This is a genomic window from Marinobacter sp. 1-3A, assembly GCF_016597775.1.
Classification (GTDB): Bacteria; Pseudomonadota; Gammaproteobacteria; order Pseudomonadales; family Oleiphilaceae; genus Marinobacter; species Marinobacter xiaoshiensis.
The window spans coordinates 252,028-277,625 of the sequence record NZ_VCGZ01000004.1; the positions used below are offsets into that span (position 1 = coordinate 252,028).

General features: G+C 55.0%; 18 protein-coding genes. 7 read left to right on the plus strand and 11 right to left on the minus strand.

Annotated elements, in window-relative coordinates:
- Window positions 1-46: 46 nt before the first annotated feature.
- On the minus strand, window positions 47-2,815 hold the full coding sequence (acnA, locus tag FE848_RS08360) for an aconitate hydratase AcnA (RefSeq protein ID WP_200202334.1): 2,769 nt from the start codon (window positions 2,813-2,815) through the stop codon (window positions 47-49).
- 322 nt (window positions 2,816-3,137) lie between these two features.
- Between acnA and FE848_RS08365 the strand changes: the two genes are divergently transcribed.
- Genes FE848_RS08365 through FE848_RS08375 form a run of 3 tightly spaced genes read left to right on the plus strand, consistent with a single transcriptional unit; the run spans window position 3,138 to window position 8,457 of the window.
- Window positions 3,138-6,011 (plus strand): MHYT domain-containing protein, encoded by a 2,874-nt coding sequence (locus FE848_RS08365; RefSeq protein ID WP_227715235.1) that lies wholly within the window; start codon window positions 3,138-3,140, stop codon window positions 6,009-6,011.
- Complete coding sequence (locus FE848_RS08370) at window positions 6,011-7,000, plus strand: two-component system response regulator (RefSeq protein WP_200202336.1); 990 nt, start codon at window positions 6,011-6,013, stop codon at window positions 6,998-7,000. The genes FE848_RS08365 and FE848_RS08370 overlap by 1 nt, the downstream gene beginning before the upstream one ends.
- 2 nt (window positions 7,001-7,002) lie before the next feature.
- Window positions 7,003-8,457, plus strand: coding sequence for a hypothetical protein (locus FE848_RS08375; protein WP_200202337.1), 1,455 nt, complete (start codon window positions 7,003-7,005; stop codon window positions 8,455-8,457).
- Between the two features lie 53 nt (window positions 8,458-8,510).
- Here FE848_RS08375 and FE848_RS08380 read toward each other — a convergent pair whose 3' ends face one another.
- Entirely contained in the window at window positions 8,511-9,959 is a 1,449-nt protein-coding gene (locus FE848_RS08380) for a rhomboid family intramembrane serine protease (RefSeq protein ID WP_200202338.1), read from the minus strand.
- A 193-nt stretch (window positions 9,960-10,152) separates the two neighbouring features.
- On the opposite strand from FE848_RS08380, the gene FE848_RS08385 reads away from it, so the two are divergent.
- The gene (locus tag FE848_RS08385; protein WP_200202339.1) at window positions 10,153-10,593 is read left to right on the plus strand and encodes an OmpA family protein; all 441 of its coding nucleotides are present in this window, start codon (window positions 10,153-10,155) and stop codon (window positions 10,591-10,593) included.
- Between the two features lie 53 nt (window positions 10,594-10,646).
- Here the strand turns inward: FE848_RS08385 and FE848_RS08390 are convergent, their stop codons facing one another.
- From FE848_RS08390 to FE848_RS08405, 4 genes are all read right to left on the minus strand, one after another.
- Window positions 10,647-11,048: an MAPEG family protein gene (locus tag FE848_RS08390; RefSeq protein ID WP_200202340.1), complete on the minus strand. Its 402-nt coding sequence runs from the start codon at window positions 11,046-11,048 to the stop codon at window positions 10,647-10,649.
- An 80-nt stretch (window positions 11,049-11,128) separates the two neighbouring features.
- On the minus strand, window positions 11,129-11,836 hold the full coding sequence (locus tag FE848_RS08395) for a lysophospholipid acyltransferase family protein (protein WP_200202341.1): 708 nt from the start codon (window positions 11,834-11,836) through the stop codon (window positions 11,129-11,131).
- 47 nt (window positions 11,837-11,883) lie between these two features.
- Complete coding sequence (locus FE848_RS08400) at window positions 11,884-12,528, minus strand: class GN sortase (RefSeq protein WP_200202342.1); 645 nt, start codon at window positions 12,526-12,528, stop codon at window positions 11,884-11,886.
- Window positions 12,525-14,615, minus strand: a complete 2,091-nt coding sequence (locus FE848_RS08405; protein WP_320159511.1) for a marine proteobacterial sortase target protein — start codon at window positions 14,613-14,615, stop codon at window positions 12,525-12,527. Before FE848_RS08405 ends, FE848_RS08400 begins: the two co-directional genes overlap by 4 nt.
- 372 nt (window positions 14,616-14,987) lie before the next feature.
- Between FE848_RS08405 and pdsR the strand changes: the two genes are divergently transcribed.
- Genes pdsR through FE848_RS08420 form a run of 3 tightly spaced genes read left to right on the plus strand, consistent with a single transcriptional unit; the run spans window position 14,988 to window position 19,090 of the window.
- The gene (gene pdsR, locus FE848_RS08410) at window positions 14,988-15,689 is read left to right on the plus strand and encodes a proteobacterial dedicated sortase system response regulator (RefSeq protein ID WP_200202344.1); all 702 of its coding nucleotides are present in this window, start codon (window positions 14,988-14,990) and stop codon (window positions 15,687-15,689) included.
- A gap of 3 nt (window positions 15,690-15,692) precedes the next feature.
- Complete coding sequence (locus tag FE848_RS18870; RefSeq protein ID WP_200202345.1) at window positions 15,693-17,786, plus strand: ATP-binding protein; 2,094 nt, start codon at window positions 15,693-15,695, stop codon at window positions 17,784-17,786.
- Window positions 17,783-19,090, plus strand: coding sequence for a DUF3422 family protein (locus tag FE848_RS08420; protein ID WP_200202346.1), 1,308 nt, complete (start codon window positions 17,783-17,785; stop codon window positions 19,088-19,090). Before FE848_RS18870 ends, FE848_RS08420 begins: the two co-directional genes overlap by 4 nt.
- Window positions 19,091-19,100: 10 nt before the next feature.
- Here the strand turns inward: FE848_RS08420 and FE848_RS08425 are convergent, their stop codons facing one another.
- The 5 genes from FE848_RS08425 to tssM all read right to left on the minus strand — a co-directional run bounded on the left by FE848_RS08425 (window position 19,101) and on the right by tssM (window position 25,528).
- Window positions 19,101-19,883 carry an ATP-binding protein gene (locus tag FE848_RS08425; RefSeq protein WP_200202347.1) on the minus strand — a complete coding sequence of 261 codons (783 nt, stop codon included), beginning with the start codon at window positions 19,881-19,883 and terminating at the stop codon, window positions 19,101-19,103.
- 167 nt (window positions 19,884-20,050) lie between these two features.
- Window positions 20,051-20,629: a porin family protein gene (locus FE848_RS08430; protein WP_200202348.1), complete on the minus strand. Its 579-nt coding sequence runs from the start codon at window positions 20,627-20,629 to the stop codon at window positions 20,051-20,053.
- Window positions 20,630-20,920: 291 nt separating this feature from the next.
- Window positions 20,921-21,433, minus strand: a complete 513-nt coding sequence (locus tag FE848_RS08435) for a hypothetical protein (protein WP_200202349.1) — start codon at window positions 21,431-21,433, stop codon at window positions 20,921-20,923.
- Window positions 21,433-21,756 (minus strand): DUF883 family protein, encoded by a 324-nt coding sequence (locus tag FE848_RS08440; protein ID WP_200202350.1) that lies wholly within the window; start codon window positions 21,754-21,756, stop codon window positions 21,433-21,435. Before FE848_RS08440 ends, FE848_RS08435 begins: the two co-directional genes overlap by 1 nt.
- A gap of 181 nt (window positions 21,757-21,937) precedes the next feature.
- Window positions 21,938-25,528, minus strand: a complete 3,591-nt coding sequence (gene tssM, locus FE848_RS08445) for a type VI secretion system membrane subunit TssM (protein WP_200202351.1) — start codon at window positions 25,526-25,528, stop codon at window positions 21,938-21,940.
- Window positions 25,529-25,598 lie beyond the last annotated feature (70 nt).

Here is a 25,598-nt window from a genome sequence, read left to right on the forward strand (position 1 = left end):
CCTTGGAGGTTGCCGGCTTTACGTCTGAACGGATTAATCAGCCAGTTCAGGCAGACTTAAGCATCTCACGCACCACATAGTGCAGGATGCCGCCGTGGTGGAAGTACACAGCCTCGTTGGCAGTATCAACCCGCGACTTCAGATCACAGGTCGCAGTAGAGCCGTCCTTGTAGGTGACCGTCATGGTCAGGGTTTGGCCCGGTGTTATTTCACCAGACAAGCCGCTGATGCTGATGGTTTCCTCTCCGGTCAGCTTGAGGCTCTTACGATCCGCACCTTCCGGGAACTGCAGAGGCATCACGCCCATACCGATCAGGTTGGAGCGGTGAATCCTCTCGTAAGATTCCGCCACCACTGCGCGAACGCCCAGCAGTCGAGTGCCTTTGGCCGCCCAGTCGCGACTTGAACCAGTTCCGTATTCCTTACCCGCAATAACGACCAGCGGTGTTCCCTGCTCCTGGTACTTCATTGCGGCGTCATACACCGCCATTTGTTCCCCGGTGGGCACAAACTTGGTGAAGCCGCCTTCAACGCCATCCAGCATTTCGTTACGGATACGCACGTTGGCAAAGGTGCCGCGCATCATCACTTCATGGTTACCCCGGCGCGAGCCATAGGAGTTGAAGTTTTGTGGCTCAACTCCGTGCTCCAGCAGGTACTTACCTGCAGGGCTGTCGGCACTGAAGGAACCGGCAGGCGATATGTGGTCCGTTGTTACGGAGTCACCCAACAAGGCCAGAATATTTGCATCAACAATATTCTCGACCGGATCAGGCTCAGGCCCAATACCTTCAAAGAAGGGTGGGTGCTGAATATAAGTGGAATCGTCTGACCACTTATATACCTTGGTTTCCGGCACTTCGATGGCCTGCCAAGTGGCATCGCCATCGAATACTGCGGCATATTCGGTGCGGAACATGTCGGTTTTGACCTTTTCCACAGCCTCGGCTACTTCCTGCTGACTTGGCCACAGGTCTTTCAGATACACCGGGTTGCCGCTCTGGTCTTTACCCAGTGGATCTTCCTGCAAGTTCAAACGCACGTTTCCGGCCAGCGCATAGGCAACAACCAAGGGGGGCGACGCCAGCCAGTTGGTTTTCACCAGCGGGTGGATGCGGCCTTCAAAGTTACGGTTACCAGACAGCACCGATGCCACGGTGATATCACCATCTGTTATGGCTTTTTCCACTGAATCCGGCAACGGGCCGGAGTTACCAATACAGGTTGTGCAGCCGTAGCCCACCAAGTCGAAGCCAAGCTTATCCAGATCATCCTGGAACCCGCCTGCCTTCAAGTACTCTGTTACCACTTTGGAGCCAGGTGCCAAGGAAGTTTTTACCCAAGGCTTGGTTTTCAGGCCTTTTTCTATCGCTTTCCGTGCCACCAAACCAGCCGCCATCATTACGCTGGGGTTCGAGGTGTTGGTACACGAGGTTATAGCCGCAATTACTACCGCGCCCGGGTCGAGACGAGTGTCCTGCCCGTTCAGGGTGATTTCCCGGCTGCAGGGGTGGTGATAACTGTCGTCAACACCCACTGCGGTTTGGCCACCTTCTGATTTAAGCTCCATTTCACGCTTTTCAGTCGCATCAGGGCCTCCTTCGGAGGTTGCCATCAACAGTTCGAATGCCGCCTTCATGTTTTTCAGCGCGACTCGATCCTGTGGCCGCTTCGGCCCAGCCATGCTGGCCTCCACATCGCCCATATCAAGCTCTAGCGTGGCTGTGTAGATCGGCTCATGGCCTGGCTCACGCCACAATCCCTGTGCTTTGGCATAGGCTTCAACCAGTTCTATCTGCTGGTCATCACGCCCTGTCAGGCGCAGGTACTTAAGGGTTTGCTCATCCACCGGGAAGAAGCCACAGGTTGCGCCATACTCCGGGGACATGTTGGCAATGGTGGCACGGTCTGCCACGGGCATGTCTTTAAGACCATCGCCATAGAATTCTACAAACTTACCAACCACGCCTTTCTTGCGCAGCATTTCAGTAACGGTAAGAACCAGATCCGTTGCGGTAATGCCTTCGCGCAATTTACCGGAAATCTTGAAGCCCACCACTTCCGGTATCAGCATGGATACTGGCTGCCCGAGCATGGCCGCCTCTGCTTCAATACCACCAACACCCCAGCCAAGAATGCCCAGGCCGTTAATCATGGTGGTATGGGAATCTGTACCCACCAGCGTATCGGGATAGGCGATGGTTTTATCGCCCTGCTCTTTGTGCCACACGGTTTTACCCAGATACTCGAGGTTTACCTGGTGACAGATGCCGGTTCCCGGCGGAACCACGCGGAAGTTATCAAAGGCTTGCTGGCCCCAACGCAGAAACTCGTAACGCTCCTGGTTACGCTCCATCTCGATGGCTACGTTCCGCCCAAAGGCAGACGCCGTACCGAATTCATCAACCATCACCGAGTGATCGATTACCAGGTCCACAGGCGAGAGAGGGTTAATAAGGGCAGGATCTCCACCGGCTTTTTTAACAGCTTCACGCATGGCGGCCAAATCCACTACGCCAGGCACGCCGGTAAAATCTTGCATCAAAACGCGTGCGGGGCGGAACTGGATTTCGGTGTCTGAGCGTTTGTCTTTCAGCCACTGCACCATGGCATCAACGTGGCTTTGATCCACGGTTACGCCATCCTCGTTGCGCAGAAGGTTTTCAAGGAGCACTTTCAATGAAAAGGGGAGTCGGTTTATATCACCGAGGGATTCTGCCGCTTTGGGCAGACTGTAGTAGTGAAACGTTTTACCGCCTGCACTCAAGCTACTGAGTGTGTTCAGGCTATCTTTTCCAAGGCTGTTATTCGACATACTTGTGCCTCCGTTATTCGTCATGATCCGAGCACTTTTACAAGCTACACTGCGACATCAGACAAGCAGGCTGGCGCAAAAGTCAGGGAATGTGAAGTCAACTACTACTATTGCATCGAATAATTATAGTTCAACCTCACTTTGGTGAATGTTCGGTATTCAGGCAATCATTGCCAGCGTACAAAATTTAAACGAAATAGGATTTGCGAGCCCATCTCTTAGGGTTAAGGTAGACTTTTAATAACTATATTTTGGCAATAGGTAACCTGCATTGCTGGCGCTTGATCATTTTTTTGTACTCAATCCCGCAACCGATAAGTTGATGACGGGCCAATACGACACCGCCTTAGTTGCTCTATCACTGGTTATTGCTATCGGTGCATCGTATCTGGCGCTCACTCTTGCAGCGGCAGCGCGGCGAAGTACCACAGCTTCTCTGCAGCGCCTGCATTTGGTCAGCGGCTCGGCATCTCTAGGGTTTGGCATTTGGTCGATGCATTTTATTGGTATGCTGGCCTTCGAAATGCCCGCTATGGTTCATTACCACCCTTGGATCACCGCACTTTCAGCCACACCAAGCTTGCTCGCATCGTGGGTCGCTCTAAGCTTTCTCGCGGGCCACAACCTAACCCGCTCACGCTTGCTTGGCGGCGGCGTGATTGTTGGGGCAGGCATAGGCACCATGCACTACTTGGGCATGGCGGCGATGGAGATCGGGCCGGGTCTAAGATACGACCCTTTTCTGTTTGTGCTGTCTATTGTTGTTGCGGTTCTGCTGGGTACTTTGGCGTTGTGGATCAGTTTCGGCCTGCGGCACAGAACCACCATGCGCGGATACAAACGTCGCCTTTTTGCCGGAATCGTGATGGGGTTGGCCATCGCCGGTATGCACTACACCGCCATGGAGGCGGCTCGTTTCATCGGTGAACCCGACCCGGATTTTCTTCCCGGCAGCAACCGCCACACCGCACTTGCCCTTACGATTGCTTTCATCACCGTTAGCCTCAGTTTATTGGCCGCCAGTGTGAATGCCTTGGCCCGTTACTGGGCGCTATTGAGGCGAAGCCAAGAAACTGCGAGTGAAATCCAAGCTATTTTGGATGCTGCTGTGGATGGCATAGTGAAGATTTCCGACCGCGGCATCGTTCTATCATTCAGCGAATCCGCCGAAAGGATTTTGGGTTACAATTCAGCAGAGGTTATCGGGAAAAATGTAAGCATGCTGATGCCCAATCCCCACCGGGATGCCCATGACAGTTATCTAAAAAACTACCTGCGTACCGGCGAGCGCAAGATCATTGGCTACAACCGCGAGGTGTGGGCCCTCCACAAGGATGGCCATCAGGTTCCGGTATTGCTTGCGATAGGCGAATCCAAACTGGGCGGCATAAGTACCTTTGTCGGCTTCTTAACGGATATTTCCGAACGCCACAAAATGGAAACCGAGCTGCGGCAAGCCAAAGAAGAAGCGGAACAAGCAGCCGCAGCTAAAAGCGCCTTCTTGGCCAACATGAGCCATGAAATACGCACGCCCATGAATGCCATCATAGGTTTCACGGACTTGGTATTGGACACCCCTCTACAAGAGTCTCAGGCGCGGCATTTGTGCGTTGTGAAAACCTCTGCCAGATCACTTCTGGGCTTGCTGAACGACATTCTGGACTCGGCAAAGCTCGATGGCGGCCACATCGAGTTTGAAATCCGGGATTTCAATCTCAGACAACTTTGTGAACAAATCATAGCAACCCAATCACTCAGCGCTGACCGCAAAGGCCTTTATCTGAACTTGGATTATCAGGCCGGGGATTTTTTCAAAGGTGACCCCTTGCGCATTCAGCAGGTGATATTGAACCTGTTGAGCAACGCCGTAAAGTTCACGCAAACCGGTGGTGTCAATCTAAGAGTTCACTACACAGAAGGAGAAAAAGTGGTGATCTTGGTGGAAGATACCGGCGTCGGCATCCCTGCGGACCGCCTTGATAAAATCTTCGAACCCTTTACTCAGGCAGACTCCAGTATGACCCGCCGTTTTGGTGGCACCGGCCTTGGCACCACCATAGCCAGACAGCTGGCGGAGCAGATGGGCGGGCAGATTACCGTAACCAGCACGCCCGGCAAGGGATCTGTTTTCCGGGTAACGTTAGCGCTTGATATAGGTACACCGGTAGACGACGAATTGCACTCCGAACAAGAAGTTGCTCTACCGCCGTTACGGATTCTGGTTGCCGATGATGTGTCGCAAAACATTGAACTACTGACCTCAGTCTTGGTCCAGCGAAAACATCAGGTGGTGACAGCCAGCAACGGCCAACAGGCGCTGGAACTCTATCGTGAAGATGCCTTCGACTTGGTTTTGATGGACGTGCAAATGCCCGAAATGAATGGCCACGAAGCCACGCGCGCCATTCGCCAATACGAAGCGGCTGAGCAAAGGGGCTATACTCCGGTGATTGCGCTCACCGCCAGCGTATTGGAATCTGATCGTCGCGAGGCCCTGCAAGCTGGCATGGACGGTTTTGCCGCCAAGCCTATAGACATGGCACACCTGACCCACGAAATGGCAAGGGTGTTGGGCATTGATAGTGCTATTAATAGTGCTGTAGAGAATACTATTGATCGTGCCAAACCAGAGAAAAACACGGCCCAAGCCATCAATGGAGTCATTGATCACAGTACCCTAAACCAGCTTTGGCCGAGCGTCGCTAAACACCGGAGCGCGGCCGCCCGATTTCTGAATGACCCAGACAGCGAACCCGCGACTCTAAAACAGCATACCCATGACCAAGCTGCTTCCGCACACAGGCTTCGGGGGCTTGCAGGCAATCTAGGCTTCAAACACCTCGCCAACGCACTGGCAGAGTTGGAGTCCCAGTTAAAAACCGAAGCACCAGCGCCTGACTCTTTATGGGACAGTATACAACGGCACTTTGATGCAGCCGTCGACTGGCTCCGACAACATCCCGATCTGCCCGAGAATGCCCCGGAAACCGTCGCTACGCCGCTGGATACGGGGCTGCTGAACCACGTGATTGAGCGTTTGAGTCAAGGCGAGATGCCGGATAAAGACATAGAGAAGCTCAAGCCGGGACTGCCAGCTGATTGCGTTAAAGCAATGGATCTGATGCTGGAGAACTTCGAGCCAGAAAAAGCCGCAGACATCCTGATCAACTTCCGTAAAACTCTGGAGCCTTGCTGATGCTGACTGATATGAAAACGCTTCTCTTGGTAGACGATGAGCCAGCAAACCTTCAGGTGCTTCGAAATATACTGTCTGACCAATATCGTTTGCTATTCGCCAAAGACGGTGAGCGCGCACTTGAACTGGCAAGAAGTGAACAGCCGGACCTGATTTTACTCGACGTTATGATGCCGGGCATGACCGGTTACAGCGTCTGTGAAACACTCAAGACAGAAAGCAGAACCCGCAATATACCGGTTATCTTCGTGACGGCTCTGTCGGGTTCCGAGGACGAAACCCGGGGATTTGCATTGGGTGCCGTGGACTACATTGCCAAACCCGTGAATGCTGCCATTGTTCGTGCCCGGGTTAAAACCCACCTATCGCTTGTGCGCATAGATGAGCTGGTAAAAACCCGCCTGTCCGTAGTGCAGCGTCTGGGCCGAGCCGCCGAATACAAAGATAACGAAACGGGACTGCACGTTATCCGCATGAGCCACTTCTCCAGACTGATCGCGTTGGCAGCAGGTTTTGGAGAAAGTTGGGCAGATACCCTATTGAATGCTGCCCCCATGCATGATGTTGGCAAGATCGGCATCCCCGACGCTATTTTACAAAAACCCGGAAAACTGGACCCGGACGAATGGGCCGTGATGCAGACACATCCTGAAATTGGAGCCGAGATTATTGGAGATGACGGCTCCAACCTACTCGACATGGCTCGGGAAGTAGCATTAAATCACCACGAAAAGTGGGATGGCAGCGGCTATCCGAACGGCCTCAAAGGAACGGATATTCCCGTATCTGCCCGAATTGTCGCACTCGCAGACGTGTTCGATGCACTGACCAGTGAGCGCCCCTATAAAAGCGCCTGGCCGATAGACAAAGCGACCGGGCTAATCCGAGAACAAACCGGAAAGCACTTTGACCCGGATTTGGTCGAGGCATTCTTCCAATGTCTACCGGCCATTCTGGAAGTTCGTGAACGCTGGCAGGATCAGTATTAAATATGAAACACGATTGTCACTACCATCCCGGCGACCCGGCGAAATGGCACTGCGGCGAATGTCAGACTCATTACTGCAGCCGCTGCATGCCCGATGCCGATACGCGCCAACGCCGAGCGCTTTGCCCTTCGTGCAGTAAAGCCATGCGCTATATGGGCGCAGCGACGGAAGTAATACCCTTCTGGAACCGGATTGGATCTTTTTTCAGTTATCCGTTTCACACAGACCCGCTGATGGTTATTGCCATCTGCACTCTGGTGCCCCTTGTTGCTCCCGCCAACCTGATCGGCATCCTGGTCTGGCTGGTCCTGGCCCTGGCCCTGTTCAAGTACACCTATGCAGTGATCAATCACACTGCCGAGGGCCATCTGAAACCGCCCAGTGTGTCTGTGGCCTTTACCGGCAGTGGGTTCAACATTGTTATTCTCCAACTGCTGGTTTTCATTGTTATGGGCGGGCTGGTTGGCGCCGCCGCCATGGTGGGCGGGCCCTTGCTGATGTTACTTGCACTGGCTTTCGTAGTGCTGGCGCTGCCTGCGAGCATTATGGTGCTGGCTATGGAGCGCTCTGTGGGCGCGGCGGTAAACCCAATGAATCTGGCGGTGCTGATTTCCCGTATCGGCACCCCTTACTTTCTGCTCTACGGTTATCTGATTCTCCTTACCCTGGCCTCGGGTGTGGCTCAGGATTTTGCCTACAACCATTTTCCTTTCTGGTTTTCACAGCCGTTATCCGGCTTTCTGAACAGTACCTTCACGCTGATTCTGTTCAATATGCTTGGCTACCTGTTATTCCAGTACCAGGAAGAGCTGGGGTTCGCCTCAGATATTCAGGATGATTCCGCCGATGTGGATATGCAGCAGCGGGATCGTGGTGCGCGCTTTGATGCGGATATCGATATGAACCTGAAGGACGGCAACTACGACCGGGTGCAGGGCATGCTGAAGGAAGCACTGAAGCGTAACCGTGAGGACCCTCTGCGTGTTGGCCAGCTATACCAACTATTGGTAGCCCGAAACGATGCCACTGAGCTCTACCAATACCACCCACGGATTCTTGGCTGGCTGGCAGACCGCAACGACGGTGAAGGTATTGCGTCTGTCGTGAGTCTGCTCGAGGAGGCTGAGCCTGGTTTCAAACTGGATGAGCCGGAACTGGCCGTACGCTGCGCGCGCTGTCTGTATCAGCGGGGGCAATACAAGCTGGCTCTGAGGCTGCTGCAGGACTTCCACAAGCGTTTTCCGGAAAGCGACGAGTTGGCTCCGGCCTATTTGCTGGTTGCCCAAACCCTGGCAAACGGTTTGAATCAGTGGGAGAAGGCGACGGCGTTTTTGACGTTTATCCAGAAGCGTTGCGTGAATCACCCGCTGCATGAACAGGTGCCGGTATTTCTGGAGCAGGCTGAGAAGCGGGAACTTCTTAAAGGGCCCAAGGCGAGCTTTCTGGTTTCGGAGTAAGACCTGTAAGCGTGGGGGCTATTCCAAAACACGCTTACAGGCCCCTAACTATGTCAGCTCGCCTCTAGCAGCTGACGGTAATGTCGAGCCTTAGGAGCCATTTGGAGCTTTTCAAACTCTTCGGCGAGCAATCTGCATGCCTCAGTTGTCAATAATGGATCATCCGCTCCACGCAGCCGCTCAAAGGCTTTCTCTGCGGCTTTCAGATCGTGCTGTTTGAGGCTGGCGAATAACACCCGGTTATGATCTTCCGCCGCAAGGGGATTATGGCTTTCGCCTTTACTCAGGTACTCCTGCCAAACAGCTATCATATGCTCCGGCTGCCTGCGGCTCAGGGAGTCGTTCATCAGTTCGCGGGTACGGGACTGGTATTCGGGTAAATCCGGGCGCAGTTTGGCGAGGTGGTACAGGTGCCCCAGCAAGATGGGCCTGTCCGGATAGGCCTCGCGCAAGGCCTCAAACTGGCGTCGAGCGAGGTCGAAGTCCATGCGGCCCAAGCTGGCCATGGCCTGGGCATAACCGGTGGTAAAGCGCTCGTCCTGCTCATCTTCTTCCGGCTCAAAAAACTCCTCGCGCACCTGCAGCCAGCTTTTGCCCAGCAGCCATACCAGGCCTGCACCTGCAAGCAATCCGCCAGCGTGGGCCATGTAGGCAATGCCAGTTGCGCCGGCAAACCAGTAGTCGTAGATTTCCTTGCCCAGCCACACCGGCAGTATGGCTATGGCAGGTGCGCGGAAGTAGTTGAAGTACACACCCAGGAAATAGAAAAAACGAATTTTCTGCAGGCCATAAATGGCCACGTACATTCCCATCAGCCCGGAAATGGAACCAGAGGCTCCCACCAATGGAATGAAACTTCCCATCGAGAAGGCGGTGAAAACAAGGCCCGATAATGCGCCACATGCCAGATAGGCTAACAGGTAGCGGCCAGGGCCAAGGGCCTTTTCTACGGTAAATCCGAGCAGGAACAGGAAGAGCAGGTTGCCGATTATATGCCCCCAGCCACCGTGCAGGAACTGGTAGGTAATCAACGTGTATAACGACAACTTAGCAGGAATCAGGCCCAGCTGCTGAGCGCTCAGGCGCTGAATATAGGTTTCTTCAATGAACCTGCGCTTTTCCAGCCAGCGCGTGCGCTCTGCAGGGGTCCAGATCAGATCGCGATTCGACAGCAGGTATTGGTAGAATTCGCTATCCATAAGCAGGCTGGCAGAAAGCCAGAAGTCTTCACCTTCTTCTCTCAGCTTCTGAAACTGCTGCAGTTCAAAAACGCGATCTTCTTCGCCTTCAAAGTGGATTTCCCGTTGCAGGTAGTCCTCATAAGCCGGTGCTTCCAACTGGTGCAGCCCGGAATCGAGATACTCACTCACTGCCTGCTCAAGCTTGCGGCTGTCTCCTCCCTGATAAAACAGGAAAACCAGCATACAGGCGAGCATCAACCCGAGGGTAACCCAGGGCGGGCGCTTCCAGTTAATGGCGTTCTCAGCAGGAATAATCAGCATGGGCGGTCACAATTCATCATAATCTGTCCCTGAAAAACCGTTTTCTATCATACCAGCGTCTTGTTTCCGCGCTTAAATGATTTTCAGTGGGATGGGACACTACACCATCCGCTAATTACCGTTATTTCTGTCTCGGGTAATAGTGAGCGGGAATAACAAGAAAAACCAGAGGTCTGAATCAAGGATACTGCAGATGACTGTACTCGTATTGGACAACCCGGAGTTGATTGCCAAAGCTGCCGTGGCTTCCGGCTTTAATGCAGCTACCCTCATGGCCGAAGGCAAACGCCCGCACCGGATGAGGTTTCACTACGGCTTCAACAAGCACGCACTGGACGACTCAGACGTGGCGATTGTTCGCCAACACGCGGCTTATCTCAGGCAACATTCATCTGCCAGCGTCAGGATTCATGGCCACTCTGATAATTATGGCGCCGAAGACTACAACTATTTTCTGTCCCGCCAACGGACCAAGGCCGTTGCCCGGCTTTTGATCAAGGAAGGTGTTTCCGAATCGCAGATTCTTGTTGCGAGCTGGGGCTCAGCCCGCCCTTTCACAACACCTGATGACAGGGCTGCCAACCGCAGGGTTGAAATTGAATACCTGTCCAGCGATATGGCAAAAGCACTTTAAAGAGGACGTCCCGGGGCCGACGTGTGCGGCCCCGGCGGTTTTAACTGCAACAATCAGCCGTGCACTTGCCACACATTCCACAGCAGCAAAATTGCCGCTGCCAGCATTCCCAACCAGGTCAGCACCATACCCAGAGCCCGCGCTTTATGCTCCTCACCATGGCCATTAATCATGCCCCAGGCATGCAGGAGGCGACCCGTAACGAAGGCCATGCCAGTCCAGTAAACATATCCGGTTGCCACACCATTAAGCTCCGCAATTCCCAGCATGATAAGAACAATGGGCGCGTATTCCACAAGATTACCGTGGGCGCGAACCGCAGCCTGAAAATCAGGGTTGTCGGTAACACCCATACCCTTGTTGTACTTCATTCGGAACTTAACAACGTATGCTGAAAGCACCAGCATCAATATACCGAGTACGGCCGCAAACACGCCGGTAACAGGCATCAACATATTCAGCTCTTCCTTATTTGGCTGACAATAGCCAGCAGAAAAACGGCACCTACCAGAGACTTCACACTCGAGTAGAATCTTCAGGCTCGGCTTAACTCAGCAATTTCCTCGGCCATCGCCTTATGGCAGCGCGCAATCAGCGCTGGAACATCCTCAGTGGTAAGCCCTATGGTTTCTATCGGAGGCAGAATCCGCATAGGCACAGCCTCGCGCCTACCCTGCCAACCAAACGTTTTATTGCGATATTCAGCTGCGCATACCATAACAATTGGCGCCCCGGCCGTCACCGCTGCGTAGAAAGCACCTTTTTTGAACTTCTGCAGCCCTCGGCCCTTACTGCGGGTACCTTCCACGAAAACCCACAGGCTTTTATTTTCGCGGGTGATCGCCTCACTGGTAGCTTGCATGACTGCAACAGCTTTGCGGGAGCGGGCACGGTTCAAAATCACATTACCCCCCAGCCAGAATGCCCAGCCAAAAAACGGAACCCAGACCAGTGATGACTTGCCCACCGTGACGGTGCGAGGCGCGACCAGATCCCCCACCACAAAAAGATCATCGTTGTATTGGTGATTGCAAATTGCCACCACAGGGCGATCCTGGGGCATGTTTTCCACACCTTCCACCGGCCGCTCCATGCCGAGTATTGCGCGACCGGTTCGCGCCAATGCAATGGCCAACAGCCGGTTATTATCCGGATTAAACGGCCTGACAATAAAGAATGGCAGGGCGAGTATGCAAAGCACAGGAACACTCAGCCAAGCCAAAACACTTCTGATAAAGCCCATACGACAAACTCTGCATCAGGATTTTGGCGCACAAGTGTACGCCAAGTTTATAGGCCTGCAACAGTGTCAATTTCGTCCAATATGGCCTGACTATAAAGAACGCTGCTGTGATCGTCTTCTTTGTCAGCCAGGCGGGCTGTATCGTCTACTTGAGCCTCAACCACATAACGGAGCGGGCCGCCTGCATCCATGCTGTCGAAGGGGTAGCAGGTAACCAGCAACAGAGTACCTGCAGGCAGCTTATGAGTATCGATGAATTCCGAACGGCTATCCACAATTCTTGTTGCACTCACCCGGTAGCCCTGCCAGCGCCCGTCCCGGCCTTGTAACCTTAGCTCATTGCCTGGCTCCAGATATTTAAGAGGGCGAAAGTGAGTGTCCCGGTGGCCGGCAATAACAACTGCAGTCTCAGTGCCGTTGCCGCCCATCATTTGACCCGGCCCGAAGGCCAGGCTTTCCCCATGAACACCCGCCAGAACGATCATCGAATCACCAAGCGCCGGCATCGACAATTTTGCCACGGGCCAGGTATCAGCCCAGGGCCAGGGCCTGGATTCGGTCTGCCTGGCCTGGCTCTCAGCCCAGGCGATTTCCAGCAGCTCCTGAGCCACAACAGCCTTGATAGGTACCCAAAGCCCGAATACCAGCAACATGGCAGAGCTTGTGATCAACAACAGCAGTGAGCGGCTCATGGGTACGCCCGCCTTTGCAGGAGCACAATCGCTGCAGATAGCATCAATCCAAGCAATCCCAAAGCTATCATCAGAGGCGCAAACGTAGCCGTTTGCGGGTAGCGCGCCATGCCGGGCTGGCTCCCTGCAGGTAGCAGCGTGGGAAGGTTGTCTTTCAACAAAGCGCTTTCAGCAGCCCGCACCGGCGTTTTATCCACAGCCACAAAGCTCGTATAGGGCGACATGAGGTTGTGGGCAACCGCCAGCTTGGTGATTCTCTCTTTATCCGGCTCCTGCCCTTCTATCCGGGCATCGTCCAGAAGGCTGTCGATCTTCTCCCGCGCCCAGTAACGATTCAGCCCTGTACCTGAAGCCGCCTGCTGCAAATCCAGGCTTTGCTGCCAGCTTCCACCACCCGGCAACCGACCAGACACACTCAGCTTACCGGCAGGTGCTACTCCACGCACAACCTGCAACAAGGGTTCACCTTGAAACAAATCACCGGGCCGCTGCGGAAAGCTGTCTTCCATTACCGCTGCAGACTGCCCCGGCCAGGTAACCTGAATATCCGTCATCACCGGCGCTTCCATGGCTGCAAACAACCTGGCCAAAGGACCACTCATATCGGCCAGATCCTGCACCGAGGTATAACTACCACGCCCCCAGCGCGCGGCCTCACGCATAAAGTGCATATTAGGCGCCGACCCTATGGCCACAGTGAACAGCCTGTGATCACCCAACTGGCGACGAATCTGGCTGAACAGCGCCGACTCATTGCCAACCGCACCGTCTGTCATGAACACCACCTGACGCACTCTTGCTGCATCTTCCGGCATTTCACCTGCACTCTTGCCTTGCCCCTGCAAAGCCAACGTTAGCGCTGATGCCATTTCCGTTCCACCGTCAGCTTTCAACCCATTCACATACTGCCGCGCCCGGGCCAGATTATTGGCTGTGGCCATTTCCGGCTGCATAAACAAAGCGTGGGGCTGTGAGTTGAACTGAATCACATTGAACCGATCACCGGGCACCAGCGTCTCCAACCCCAGCTGCAGCGCTTCCCTCGCCTGCCGAATGGATTCCCCGGCCATGGAGCCCGAGGTATCAATCACAAACGTAAGCTCCCGTGGCAACCGGGTTTTACCCGCCCGCCCCGGCACCAGCATCGCCAGCAAATAATCTTCCCCTTGCCACTGCTGATGAAACACAGCCGCGCCCGGCTCCTGCCCCGCAAAAGGCTGCCAACGAATCACAAAATCCTGATTCATCACAATGTCCCCCGCCTGTGGCTCAACCGTTACTACCTGACCATCCTGCTGAGTCGCCACCTGATGGCTGGGACTGAACACCTGCGCCAACGGCAGCCCGGCATCAATCGTGAACTTGACTGAAGCTCTGTGACTGTCCGCTGCCACATCGTCCACATCCACCGTAAACGGACTGATCGCATCCGCATCCAGCACCTCGGTAGTAGGCACTGCCCAACCACCCTGCCATTGCTGAGGTGCTACCGTTAAAGGCGCACCCGGCATATACCTGGGAGTCAGCGTCGTTGGCACACTCAACTCAAACACCCCATCCCGATAGCTCACCAACTGCTGATAACTGAGCTCCACACTCACCTCAGCCCCCGGCGGAATATTCGCCACCCGAGTGGTAAACAGATTCGGCCGCTGCTGCTCAACCGTCGCCGCATGACGCCCGGAATCCCGAGCCGCTTCATAAGTCTTCTTCGCTTCCGCACGTGGCTGAACCTCCCCCACAATCGTGCGCCCCCCCACCTTCATGGTCAGCCCATAAACACTGGCCTTTTCCGGCAGCGGAAACACAAACACCCCCTCGCGCCAGTCATCACTCGTGTTCTTAAACGTCCGCACCAGCTTACTGTCTGCAATCAGCCCACTAACCCGAACATCAAAGTCACTCCCCAGCACCAAAGCGGGTTCCTGCCACTGCCCTTTACCGTCCACAAAGTGCAAGGCTCCTGCGGAATCTTCATTGCCGGTGTTGGCCTCTGCATAAAGCGGCTGCACAAACAAAACCAGCAACATAGCCATCCACAAACTAATCCCCTCCATAAAGCGCACGAGCCGCCGCTTCCGGCCCACACTGAGCCCTCCCGTGAGGCGGTGCCCCCTTCCGAAACCGTGCGGAGCCATGGATGGCGGAGCCGAGCGTACAGGGACGTATCTACAGCGTGTTTCGGGAAGGGTTCCAGCCGTTTGGGAGGGCGGGTTCGCGTCAAGTAAAAAAGCACTGTGCTGAGAGGATAAGGAAGAAAACATCATGGCAGTAATCCTTTGGCTACATGACTAAATCAGACACAGCCATTCCACCAACCAAAAAAGGTACCCCCATGGCAGAATCAAACATTCCACGAACAAAAAATGATGAATTATGGCAACACCGCAAGCTACCCTTGTTCTAAACGCCTCCCGTGTTTAAATAGACCCCAACGCCCACAAACAACAGCCAAAATCATGAAAAAACACCTCGTCCTGATAGAAGACGAACCCGCCATCCGCGACAACTACCGCGCCGCCTTCGAACGCCGCGGTTATCGCGTATCCACCTACGGTGATCGGTCATCAGCATGGCAGGTCCTGCGCCAAAGCCTGCCCGACCTCGCCATCATCGACGTCGGCCTGGGCAACGAACCCGAAGGCGGCTTCACCCTGTGCCAGGACCTGCGCTCGCTGTCCGCGACCCTACCCATCATCTTCCTGACCGCCCGCGACAGCGACATAGACTCAGTACACGGCCTGCGCCTGGGTGCGGACGACTACGTCACCAAAGACATGAGCATCGAACACCTGCTGGCAAGAGTGACCGCGCTGCTACGCCGGGCAGATGCCTGGGCAGAAGCCCTGCAAAAACCGGACGAAATCGTGAAACGCGGCCGCCTCGACCTCAACGTTGATCGCATGACCGTAGCCTGGGATGACAACGCAATAGACCTCACCGTGACCGAGTTCTGGATGCTGCACTCACTCGTACAACACCCCGGCCACGTGCGCAGCCGTGAACAACTGATGGAAGCCGCCAACACACACCTGGACGACAACACCGTCACCTCCCACATCAAACGCATCCGCAGCAAATTCCTGCAGATCGACAGCACCTTTGACAGTATCCAGACCGCCTACGGCATGGGTTATCGCTGGAATGCCCGTGAGCTCTGAACCGTGACCCTCAAACGCCAGCTCTTTATTGCCAGCCTGCTGATGCTGCTAATTCCCTGGGCCGGCTTGCAGTTCGTGCTGGAGCTGGATCAGGCACTTCGCCAACAGGCGCTGCAGCAGCTGCAGGACCAAGCTGATCGATTGGCCCAATCCGCCGGTGACCTCAGCCTGGGCCTTCCCGTCGTTGCGCCCCAAACGCCCGCCATTTACATGGAAAGCCTCACCAGCCCGATCAATCTCGACGGCTACGGCCATGACTGGCCCGGTTACGATGAGGGTGAACAATCCCTGCTTTGGCAACCCTCTGCCTATTCAGATTCAGAACCTCCCGCCCAAAGTTCAGGCAAACCCACCCTGCATTGGCAAGCAGCAACCGACCAACGCCACCTGTACCTGCTGATACGCCTCAGCAATCGCCAGCCCGAATTCTTCAACCCTGGCGCACCGGATCAGCCCCACGACCGGCTCAAACTCTGGCTCGAACCCGCAGACAGCAAGCAACTGAATCCCGATGCCCAAACCACATCATGGCTCATGCGTGCCTCGCCGCCGGGCACTGTGTATGCAACAACGACTGATACAGCAAACAGAGAAGCCAGCGACACCCCTGACTACCGGGTTAGCGGGCACTGGACCAGCATGGGTAACGGCTGGCAGCTTGAACTGAAACTGCCCAAACCTCCGCAAGGCAGCCGTTTCGGTTTTTCAGCGCAATGGCGGGACAGTTCAGGGTTAGCGCAAGCTGGCACATCTACAGACCCACTGCCAGTACTGGTGGAACGCCAATCCGGGCTTGAGCGGCAACTGATTCCCGGAATGAGCAAAGGCCAAATTGCACGGCTGATCGAGCCGGCGGGCTGGGTGATCGCGCAACAGGCAACACCGTCTCCCCAGGCACCACCAGAGTTTGACGAACTCAGCCCTTTGCAAATTGTTGAGCACATCAGCCTCAATGCACTAAGGGCGCTGGTTCAGTTTTACCAGCCCAAACCAGCGCGCCTCTCCATCCACACCAATCGGCTGGATATGAGTGGCATACCCGAAGAAGGACTTGTCCGGCATGAAGACGACAAGGTTTGGCTGATGACATCCAAGCCTGTTTTTGGCGGCCGAACTCTGGTGCTTGAGCAATCCCTGGACCAGCTATTAACCCTGGCTGGCTCCACACTTGGCTCCGTTATTGCCCGCAGCACGCTGATTATTATTGGCCTGACGCTGGTGTTGCTGGGCTATGCCAGCTGGCTGTCCTGGCGCATTGCCCGCCTACAGCGAGCGGTCAGCGCCACCATAGATCAGGATGGCCGGATTATCGGTACCCTGCCGGGCTCAGGCGCAAAGGATGAACTGGGCCAATTGCAGAACCATTTCGCCCAGATGGCCGACCGACTGCACGGCTATAACCGTTATCTGGAGAGTTTTTCGCGGCGTCTTTCCCATGAACTCAAAACCCCGGTGGCCGTGGTACGCTCATCCCTGGAAAACCTTTCTCACGCCGAAACTACAGAAGAGCGTTCGCAATACATTGGGCGCGCAACCGCAGGTACCGAGCGGTTGCGGCAAATTCTCAATGGCATGAGCGAGGCCGCAAGGCTGGAACAAAGCTTTGATCATGCCGACAAAGAAGCCTTTGATCTGGCAGAAGTGGTCAGCCAGGCAAGCGCGGCCTATCAGACGCTGGATCCACATCATCAACTTATCTACACCGGGCCGGAATCCGGTATCACCCTTGTCGGCTCCCCGGAACTGCTGGTACAGATGCTGGACAAACTGGTCGACAACGCCCGCGACTTCACACCCGAAAACGGCAGAATTGAAATACGTCTGGACCAACACACTGACCAGGTTCAAATCGAAGTGTTTAACGAAGGTTCAAGCTTGCCAGCCACCTCGGGCGTGGACATTTTCGAGGCGTTTGTGTCCCAGCGTGAAGGCAAAACCGAGGGACACCTGGGCCAGGGGCTGTTGATCGTGCGCTTGATTGCCGACTTCTTTGGTGGCCGAGTTGACGCCAGAAATCAGCACTTTAATGGCATTGACGGCGCATCCTTCCGCGTTATCATCCCAAAGCTTACGGATAAACCAAGGACTGACCCGTGACCGCCAAGACTGTCGCACTGGATTTTCACCCCCTGCGCCCTGACCTGTATCAGGAGCTTCATTCGCGCCCATTTCAGGTATTGCCGCCGCAGGCAAGGGTAAGCCATATCGCAGTTTTGACCACGTCAGAGCAGCGCAAAAGCCAGTTTAAACATCTGCAGAGCCTGCACCGGATGCTGGGGCAACCCTGGCCAGAGGAGGAAGTCACTTGCTACGAGCAAACCTTTGATAATCTGCGCATTCGCCGTGAAGTTCACCTGGAATTTACTGCTTATACTTTTACCAACCTGGCTCCGTCTGACGTTGAGCCATTTGAGGAAACCGGGATCAGTGCACTGCCGCATGGCTGGCTCGCGCAACTCGAAGGCGTGGTAGTTGCGGCGTTTCATATTGACGTTAGCCCATCCACGGAGCATGCCCGCAACGAGCCTGCGTTCATGCGCCGGCATTTTGAGGGTATGCGCCTGGTAGGAAGCAGCCCACAGGAAGGGGCTGCGCGGGTACTGGGCACCTTTCAGTTGCACTCCGACAGTTTCGGCCGCTTTATGGTGCTCAATTACACCATGTCGGACAGCCAGCTAGGCCGGCTCGTTCAGCGCCTGATGGAAATCGAAACCTATCGCTTGATGTCTCTGCTGGCATTGCCCGTAGCCCGGGAAATCACCCCAGCCCTGAATGATATGGACCAGCAACTGGCCACTATCACCCAGGCACTGGCTGATAACGAAACCCTGGATGAGCAAACCATTCTTGCCAAACTAACCAACATTGCAGCCAAAATCGAAGCGTTTCGAGCCCACTCCACCTTCCGGTTTTCCGCTACCAAAGCCTACCATCAACTTGTGCTGACCAGGCTGGAAGAGCTGCGAGAGGACGAAGTATCAGGGCATCTGACCATCGGCGAGTTCCTGACCCGCCGGTTGACGCCTGCAGTAAAGACCTGCGAAGCGGTAAGCGAGCGGCTGGAAGATCTGTCAAAACGGGTAGATCGCACCTCAGACATGATGCGGACCCGGGTGGAACTGGCCATACAGAGCCAGAATCAGCAGCTGTTGAGCTCCATGGACAGGCGATCACAAATTCAACTGATGATGCAGCATACCGTTGAAGGTTTTTCGGTTGTGGCCATCACCTATTACCTGATCGGCTTACTCAAACTGGCCCTCGATTCCATCTACGAAGCGGGCATTATCTTCAACAAAACCCTGGCTCTGGGTATTGCCATTCCAGCCACCCTTGCTTTGGTGTATCTGGTTGTGCGGCTTGTGCACCATCACTTCATGCGCATGGCAAAACGGCAATAGCGAAGCGGTTTCACCCAAGATTCTCATCACCGGAAAACTGCCGGTAAAACTGCTGTGCCGTGCGGCCATTGCGCACCCCTTTCTGGGTTGCAAACCGGATGGCTTCGCGGTGCAGGTTCTCCCGATCAGTGACACCCGGGAAGAGTGCATCCACTGCCTGCAAATACACTTCTTGAGGAAACGCGTAGAAGGACAACTGCAAACCGAAACGGTCAGCAAGTGACACCTGTTCTTCTATAGCTTCAGCCGGGTGAATTTCACCATCCTGAGTGTGGCCTTTGAGGTTGTCTGACATGAATTCGGGCATCAGATGGCGGCGATTCGACGTGGCGTAAACACGAACATTCTCCGGGGGCAGTTCCAGTGAGCCTTCAAGCACGCTTTTCAGCGCCTTGTAACCGGTTTCGCCCACATCAAAAGACAGATCGTCACAGAAGATGATGAAGCGGTAGGGAAGATCGCAGATATCATCAACAATCTCTGGCAGGTTCACCAGATCGTCCTTGTCCACTTCGATAATTCTCAGGCCTTGATCTTTATATCGGTTCAACAACGCCTTGATCAGAGATGATTTGCCCGTGCCCCGGGCGCCCCAGAGCAACACGTTATTGGACGGCTCTCCAGCAAGAAAGCGTTCAGTATTGCGAGCTAGCGCCTGTTGCTGACGGTCAATGCCCGTCAGAGAACCCCACTGAACCGGGTCCAGCCTGCGCACTGCGCGCAAGCCTGCGCGATGGCGTCGCCACACAGCTGCAGGGGTTGATGACCAGTCGAAGGGTTGGTTGTCAGACATAAGCTCTTTTCCTGTTTCGCTGTTTACCGTGCCACATCCCGACTTGCCGGCGGGCCATGTGGTATCAGTATATCTGTATGAGTGACAGGCAGGCTATTGGAGAGGGAACAAGCAAAAAGGTGCAAAAGCCAAGCTTTTGCACCTTTTCGGGTCTATACCACGGCTGATCAGAACTGGAACTTGAGGCCAACCTGAGCGGTATCAAAGTCCGGTCCGTCGTTGTTCAACTGACCATTGAAATCATTTTCATCAATGTCGACGTTGTAACGGTTGTACTCCAGAAACGTGGTCAGGTGCTCTGTAATCCGGAAGTCCACACCCGCACCCACAACAGGGCTTACGTCGTCGTAGGTTTCATCTTCGTCAAAGGCATCCACATCCAGAGCAGCCGCAAACGCGCCAGCCTTGGCATACACGCCGAAGCTATCAGTTACGGGCAAGCGTCCGATCGCCACAAGTGACCCACCTTTGAGTTTGCCCTCAACCTTGTCTTTGCCGAAGTTGCCAAAATCTATGTAAGCCGCTTCAAGCGCAAAAAACTGGTTGAACTGATAACCGAGACCAGCACCGTATAGATCGTTGGAATCATCAAAGTCACCACCATGGGATTTATATCCACCATAGCTACCTTTGATGTATGGGCCGGATTCGTCGCGATCAGAGGAACCTTGGGCAAAAGCTACGGGAGCAGCAAATACACTGGCAGACAAAATCGTGGCGCAGGCAATACGAGCTTTGGAGTTCATAGTGCTTTTCCTCGCTGGTTGGAAATTCCATTCGTCAAAGCGTTCTTCGGGTGACTGCGTTGATCTGATCACCGCCCCCGAAACACGTGCTACTACCCTAGCGCCCCAGATCACGATTTTGGGTTACATCCAGACTAAAATCTCGTCATACTCCCTAAACTTTCCCAACAAAAAGAACTGAAAAACAATCACATAATCATCACTTCCCTGCACAGCCTCATAGCTGAAAAAACACAGATTCAGGACTTGAAGTGACAGGTAATGTCGGGGAAATCAACGTGGGGCGAGGGATTATTCGAAAGAAGCTTTATCTTTGGCCGGCGCGGCTGATTCTTCGAAACCACCGGATTCCGAAGAGCCTGGACCAGAGGACTGCCGCATCAAAACCATACCGCCCTGGAGCAACAGCTTCTTCAGTCTCGGGTCATTTTGTTCTGCCACGCCAACGGCAAAAGCCAGTGCTGCAGCCTCCAACGGGTTACGGGCGATCAACGCACGTAATAATTCGATAGGGGAACCTGAGCCAGGATCAGACTGGCTAATTTGGGCATTGCTGCGGGGTTTGGGCGTGCGGGTCATGCGGTAGAAGAACAGCGCCAGCAAACACAGGCATGCCACCCCTGTGATCGCCATAGCCCCCGGCTTGCCCACAAGGGGAGCCAGGGCCAGGGTGGCTGCATTGACCAGCAGGTAGAAGCCGGTAACCAGCAGCGCAGTAAGCAGCACCAGAGACAGCACTACCCCGATGATAGCCGCGACAGCTTTGCGAAGGGTGCTCTGGATACTTGCGGAATCAGGCAGCATCAGCGATCAAGCATTTTGCCCACAATGACACCAGCCAAAAACATGAGAATAATGCTGAGAAATGGCCTTTCCTCTATTTTGTGCTCCACACTCTCTACAGTTTTCGAGCCTGCCTCTGTTGCACGAGTAAGGGCTGCATCGCCCCGCTCACGCAGGTTTTCAAACACCGCGCGGGCCTCACGGCTGATTTCATCCTTCAGGTTATTGGCGCTGGCTTTCTGACTGTCTGCAAACGCTTTCGTCAGGGTTGCAATGTCGTCACGCAGTACCTGAAGATCATCTTTCACGCGGGCATAGTCATCTTTCGTTATTTGCTTTTCCATGGGCTGTCTCCTGATTCGGTTAGTGATTTCATTCGACAACGGGCTGAAGCAGACCTGTGTTTGCCCCTCAGCCCGCAAGACCGTTCACAAATTACTCTAGCACAGGGTCGGGAATCCGTAACTGTAACCGAAATAGCCAGTAGACCCGTTACGGCCCCGCCCCGTTTCGAGCAGATGTTTTTCAGTACAAGCTTCGCGGAATCCTGTACCCCGATAGCAGTTGCTGCGTAAACGGGTTGATATTGCTTGCCGCATGCAAACGATAGCGCATTTCGCCATCGTCCACCTGGAAGCGCACATCTACGGCACTGTTACTGACACCCGTTATGTCGGCCTTGTCCAACAGGCGGAACAGTGCCCAGGGGCCATTTTCTGAAATGCTGCGGGGTGAACGGTTAACCTGCACCGGCACCAGGGTAATCCTGCTTTCAACCGCCTCTCTCAAGGTGTTGGGCCAAACCAGTGGAATACTCTGGCGCGGGCCATGGCTGAACTCCACCAGCTGGCCATCAAGGTTCACAACACTGCGGCGTTTGTTGGAAGACAGGTTCAGGGGTTCGAGGGCAAACTCCACATCCAGCGTACCGCTGCGCGTAAAGTAAGCACTGCGAATCTTGTCCGCATTACTCAGAGACGCCAGCACATCCCGGCGCACGAGCCCCGCCCGGCGGGCATCACCCACTTGCTCCGGATGATCCTCCAGGAACAGCTTCAGATTGTCCTTGTAGAAGGTATCCAGTACGCCGCCCGGGGCGAAAAACCGCTCAAAATCCTGCAAAGCCACGTCGCGGCCCGCAGCCGCATTAAATGGATAATGCCTGGCCAGATTCTGCTGGAAAGGCTGGTAAACCTCCCGATACCATTCCCGCTCCAGCTGCGCAACGGCCTGGTCCAGCAAGACACGCCAGCTTTCGGTAGCCAACCGGTTCAATATTCTGTTCAGTGGTTCTGGCTGGTGCCCTGCCATTCGCTGCAGCGTGAAAATCGGATCGGCTCCTTGCAACCCCATTCTGGCCCGAGCCGCATTGAGGGCTGCCCTGCCCTTGTCTGGCGCCTCCTGAATATTGCGCATGTATTCGTGCAAGTCGCTTACCACGAGCATGATCTGCTCGAGCCCACTCGGCTGATCCCCATTCTTTCGGGTGACCTGGTGGAGATCGGTGAACTGGCGTTCGATGTTCTGCAACATGCGAAAGTGCTCCGACTGCTCCAGCAGCTCACGCGCCGCGGCAGCGTCCCCCTCTGCAGGCGGGATCAGCTGCGTATTCTGGCGCACCTGCCCAAGGAACTGGGCCATGGGCTGGTGGCCGCTGGTCAGGCTCTCCAGTATCCGAACCCCGTGATTGAGGTCTTCAAAATCCTGGATATCTACCCGGCTCAGAGCTGTGCGCCATGCGTTGGCGTAGTGCTCTGCATAGAGGTTTTGCAGGCTGGCTAGCAGCTCTGCCTCATCCGCTTTGCTGAAGTCTACATTATCCCTGCGACCCAGCACCCAGGCATCTACCAACGCCAGATCTGTAACTGTGGCAGACTTTCTCAGAAACCACTTCTCCAGTCCGTCCCGGGTAAGTAAGGCAGGAATGCTCAAAGGATCCTGGGCCACTTCTGACTGGTGCCCTGGCTCGCCATACTGATCCACACGCACGAATACGTTGCTGAACGCTGGGCCGGATGTGCGGGCCAGATCGTTTGGCTGACTGAACTCGCGGGCAGCCTCAACTTTCAGGTCCCGGTAAACACGATCAGGTGTCGACATGCGCCCCAACTCGTGTTGTGACCACTGTACGCTGCTTTTGAATGGCGCTAGCGCCATGTCCGCCGTTACATCGCCGCGCTGGGCCTGATGGGCAAGGTCGGTGTAGGCCATGGCATAGTCTAGATGTGCCATAAGTCTCTGCTGAACATCCCGCCGACCCGGAAAGGCTCGCTGCCAGTACTGGCTCATGTAGGTCGTTACTATATCGTTCCTGCGCCCACTGCCATCGTAGAGCATGCGTAGCACGCGCAGGTGCTCGAGGCGCTCCGGGCTGTTGTCTGGCGCACGACTCATCTCACCCATTACACCGAACATCAGAGCAGGCAGGTACTGATAGGCCAGCATGTCGAGGTAGGAGGCTTCTACTTCTGGCCCTACCTTATGGCCCTGATAGAGCCCCATATCACTGACCAGCAGCCATTGCTGGCGATGGTCTCCAAACGCCAGAGTCGCCTGACGCAACTGATCCAGAGGTTCAAGCAGATTACGGCCAGTGGTATCCGGTTCAAAGCCCACCGGCTGCCAGTTATCAATAAAGCGCTTGACCCGTGCTTCAACCGACGCCGCTGCTTCAGCATTCTTGATGAAGAAATGCTGCCAACTCGCCGTCATGCCTGCCCCGGCACATACTGCGACTATGGCCGCAATCGCCACTCTGCGCTGGCGACTGCGTACAATCCGGCGGTTATCACCGGCAAGTCCGGCTTCAGGATAGATAATTCCGGGGAAGAGCGATTGGGTGAACAGGCTTGCCGACTGGCCCGTGCGTTGGGCCGGCTGAATTGGGCTGGATACCTGATAATGGCTCGCAGCCGCAGAGACAAACGCATCTTCCGGAACGCCTTCCTGCACAACAGAAGTGAAGTAAGTGCCTCGCACCAATGCGGGTGTCGAGAAAGCGTCTGCAGACAAAAGACTGGTGAGGAAGCCTTCAAGCGCGGGTTTCATACCAGCTAGCTGGCGGGTGAACGAGTATGCCGCGGCGCGATCTTCAGAATCACGGGTACTGGCCAGTACGTCTGGCAAGCGTGCATTTAAACGCTCAACCATCTCGCTGTAGCGCTCGGCAAACTCATTCAGCCACTCATCATTATCCAGCTGACCTTCCAACCGGAAAGTGAACCCCAAAGCCTGCTCTTTCTCCTGCTTGCTGAGGGTACGAACAAAGGGCCCAAAGCCATAGAGTAAATCCATTTTGGTGAAGGAGACATACACCGGCAGGCGCGAACCAATCTGCTCCATCAGTTCCCGCAGCCGGGTGCGCAACAAAATGGCATGAGCTTCCCGCTGCTCTTCGCTGGCGGTGCTCAGCTGCGCTAGGTCAATTGCCAGGATCACGCCGTTGAGTGGGCGTTGCGGGCGGTTGTGCTCTAGCCACTGGATAAAATGCGTCCAAAGCCGTTGTTGTATTTCCCCGGCAGCGCTCTGGTTCTGGCTCTGACTCAGCAGCTCGCCGTCGGGATCGATCAGTACGCCGTTATCGCCAATCCACCAGTCGAACCCGAACGGATTGCGATCCGCGCGGTTGTTGCGGGTGACGTTAGTGAGGGTGTATGTCTGCCCGGAACGCTGAATAAGACTGGTTTTGCCTGCCCCTTCCAGACCCATAACCAAATACCAGGGCAAACGATAAACACCCCTGCGGCCCGGCAGGTTGCTCTTCAGGGCGGCAAGCTGGCGATCCAGCAACCGCTGTTGCCTGCGCTCCATAGGCAGAATCGGATCTTCCTGCTCTTGCTGCTCCTCGGCTTTCGCAGCATTGACCTTGCCAAGACGGCGAGCCAGCACCGTGCCCCAGATCATCACAACCAGTAGCACAACACCGAGGGTAACCAACGCCCGCATTTGCCAGGCAACCAGCGGGAACTCACCACCCACCTCCCATTTCGGCCCAAGCCACCAGGTGGCTATCAATAGAGCGATAACGCCAAGGGCCAGGGTGATCGGTGCCGCGTTGCGAATGTATGGCAGAAGCCAGCGACCGATGAGTAAAGCTTTTCTCCACATGGTGTCCATTCCTGCTGTGTATCCGTGTTCCAAAAGTCAGTCTTTCGACAGGCTAGTTCGTTGATTCGTTACTGAGAGC

What these genes read in the sequence shown, in the direction of transcription:
- FE848_RS08385 (WP_200202339.1), top strand. Translation starts at nt 10,153, where the DNA reads ATGACTGTACTCGTATTGGACAACCCGGAGTTGATTGCCAAAGCTGCC.
- FE848_RS08425 (WP_200202347.1), bottom strand. Translation starts at nt 19,883, where the DNA reads ATGTCTGACAACCAACCCTTCGACTGGTCATCAACCCCTGCAGCTGTG.
- FE848_RS08390 (WP_200202340.1), bottom strand. Translation starts at nt 11,048, where the DNA reads ATGTTGATGCCTGTTACCGGCGTGTTTGCGGCCGTACTCGGTATATTG.
- FE848_RS08365 (WP_227715235.1), top strand. Translation starts at nt 3,138, where the DNA reads ATGACGGGCCAATACGACACCGCCTTAGTTGCTCTATCACTGGTTATT.
- FE848_RS08430 (WP_200202348.1), bottom strand. Translation starts at nt 20,629, where the DNA reads ATGAACTCCAAAGCTCGTATTGCCTGCGCCACGATTTTGTCTGCCAGT.
- tssM (WP_200202351.1), bottom strand. Translation starts at nt 25,528, where the DNA reads ATGGACACCATGTGGAGAAAAGCTTTACTCATCGGTCGCTGGCTTCTG.
- FE848_RS08440 (WP_200202350.1), bottom strand. Translation starts at nt 21,756, where the DNA reads ATGGAAAAGCAAATAACGAAAGATGACTATGCCCGCGTGAAAGATGAT.
- pdsR (WP_200202344.1), top strand. Translation starts at nt 14,988, where the DNA reads ATGAAAAAACACCTCGTCCTGATAGAAGACGAACCCGCCATCCGCGAC.
- FE848_RS08380 (WP_200202338.1), bottom strand. Translation starts at nt 9,959, where the DNA reads ATGCTGATTATTCCTGCTGAGAACGCCATTAACTGGAAGCGCCCGCCC.
- FE848_RS08375 (WP_200202337.1), top strand. Translation starts at nt 7,003, where the DNA reads ATGAAACACGATTGTCACTACCATCCCGGCGACCCGGCGAAATGGCAC.
- acnA (WP_200202334.1), bottom strand. Translation starts at nt 2,815, where the DNA reads ATGTCGAATAACAGCCTTGGAAAAGATAGCCTGAACACACTCAGTAGC.
- FE848_RS08435 (WP_200202349.1), bottom strand. Translation starts at nt 21,433, where the DNA reads ATGCTGCCTGATTCCGCAAGTATCCAGAGCACCCTTCGCAAAGCTGTC.
- FE848_RS08370 (WP_200202336.1), top strand. Translation starts at nt 6,011, where the DNA reads ATGCTGACTGATATGAAAACGCTTCTCTTGGTAGACGATGAGCCAGCA.
- FE848_RS08395 (WP_200202341.1), bottom strand. Translation starts at nt 11,836, where the DNA reads ATGGGCTTTATCAGAAGTGTTTTGGCTTGGCTGAGTGTTCCTGTGCTT.
- FE848_RS08400 (WP_200202342.1), bottom strand. Translation starts at nt 12,528, where the DNA reads ATGAGCCGCTCACTGCTGTTGTTGATCACAAGCTCTGCCATGTTGCTG.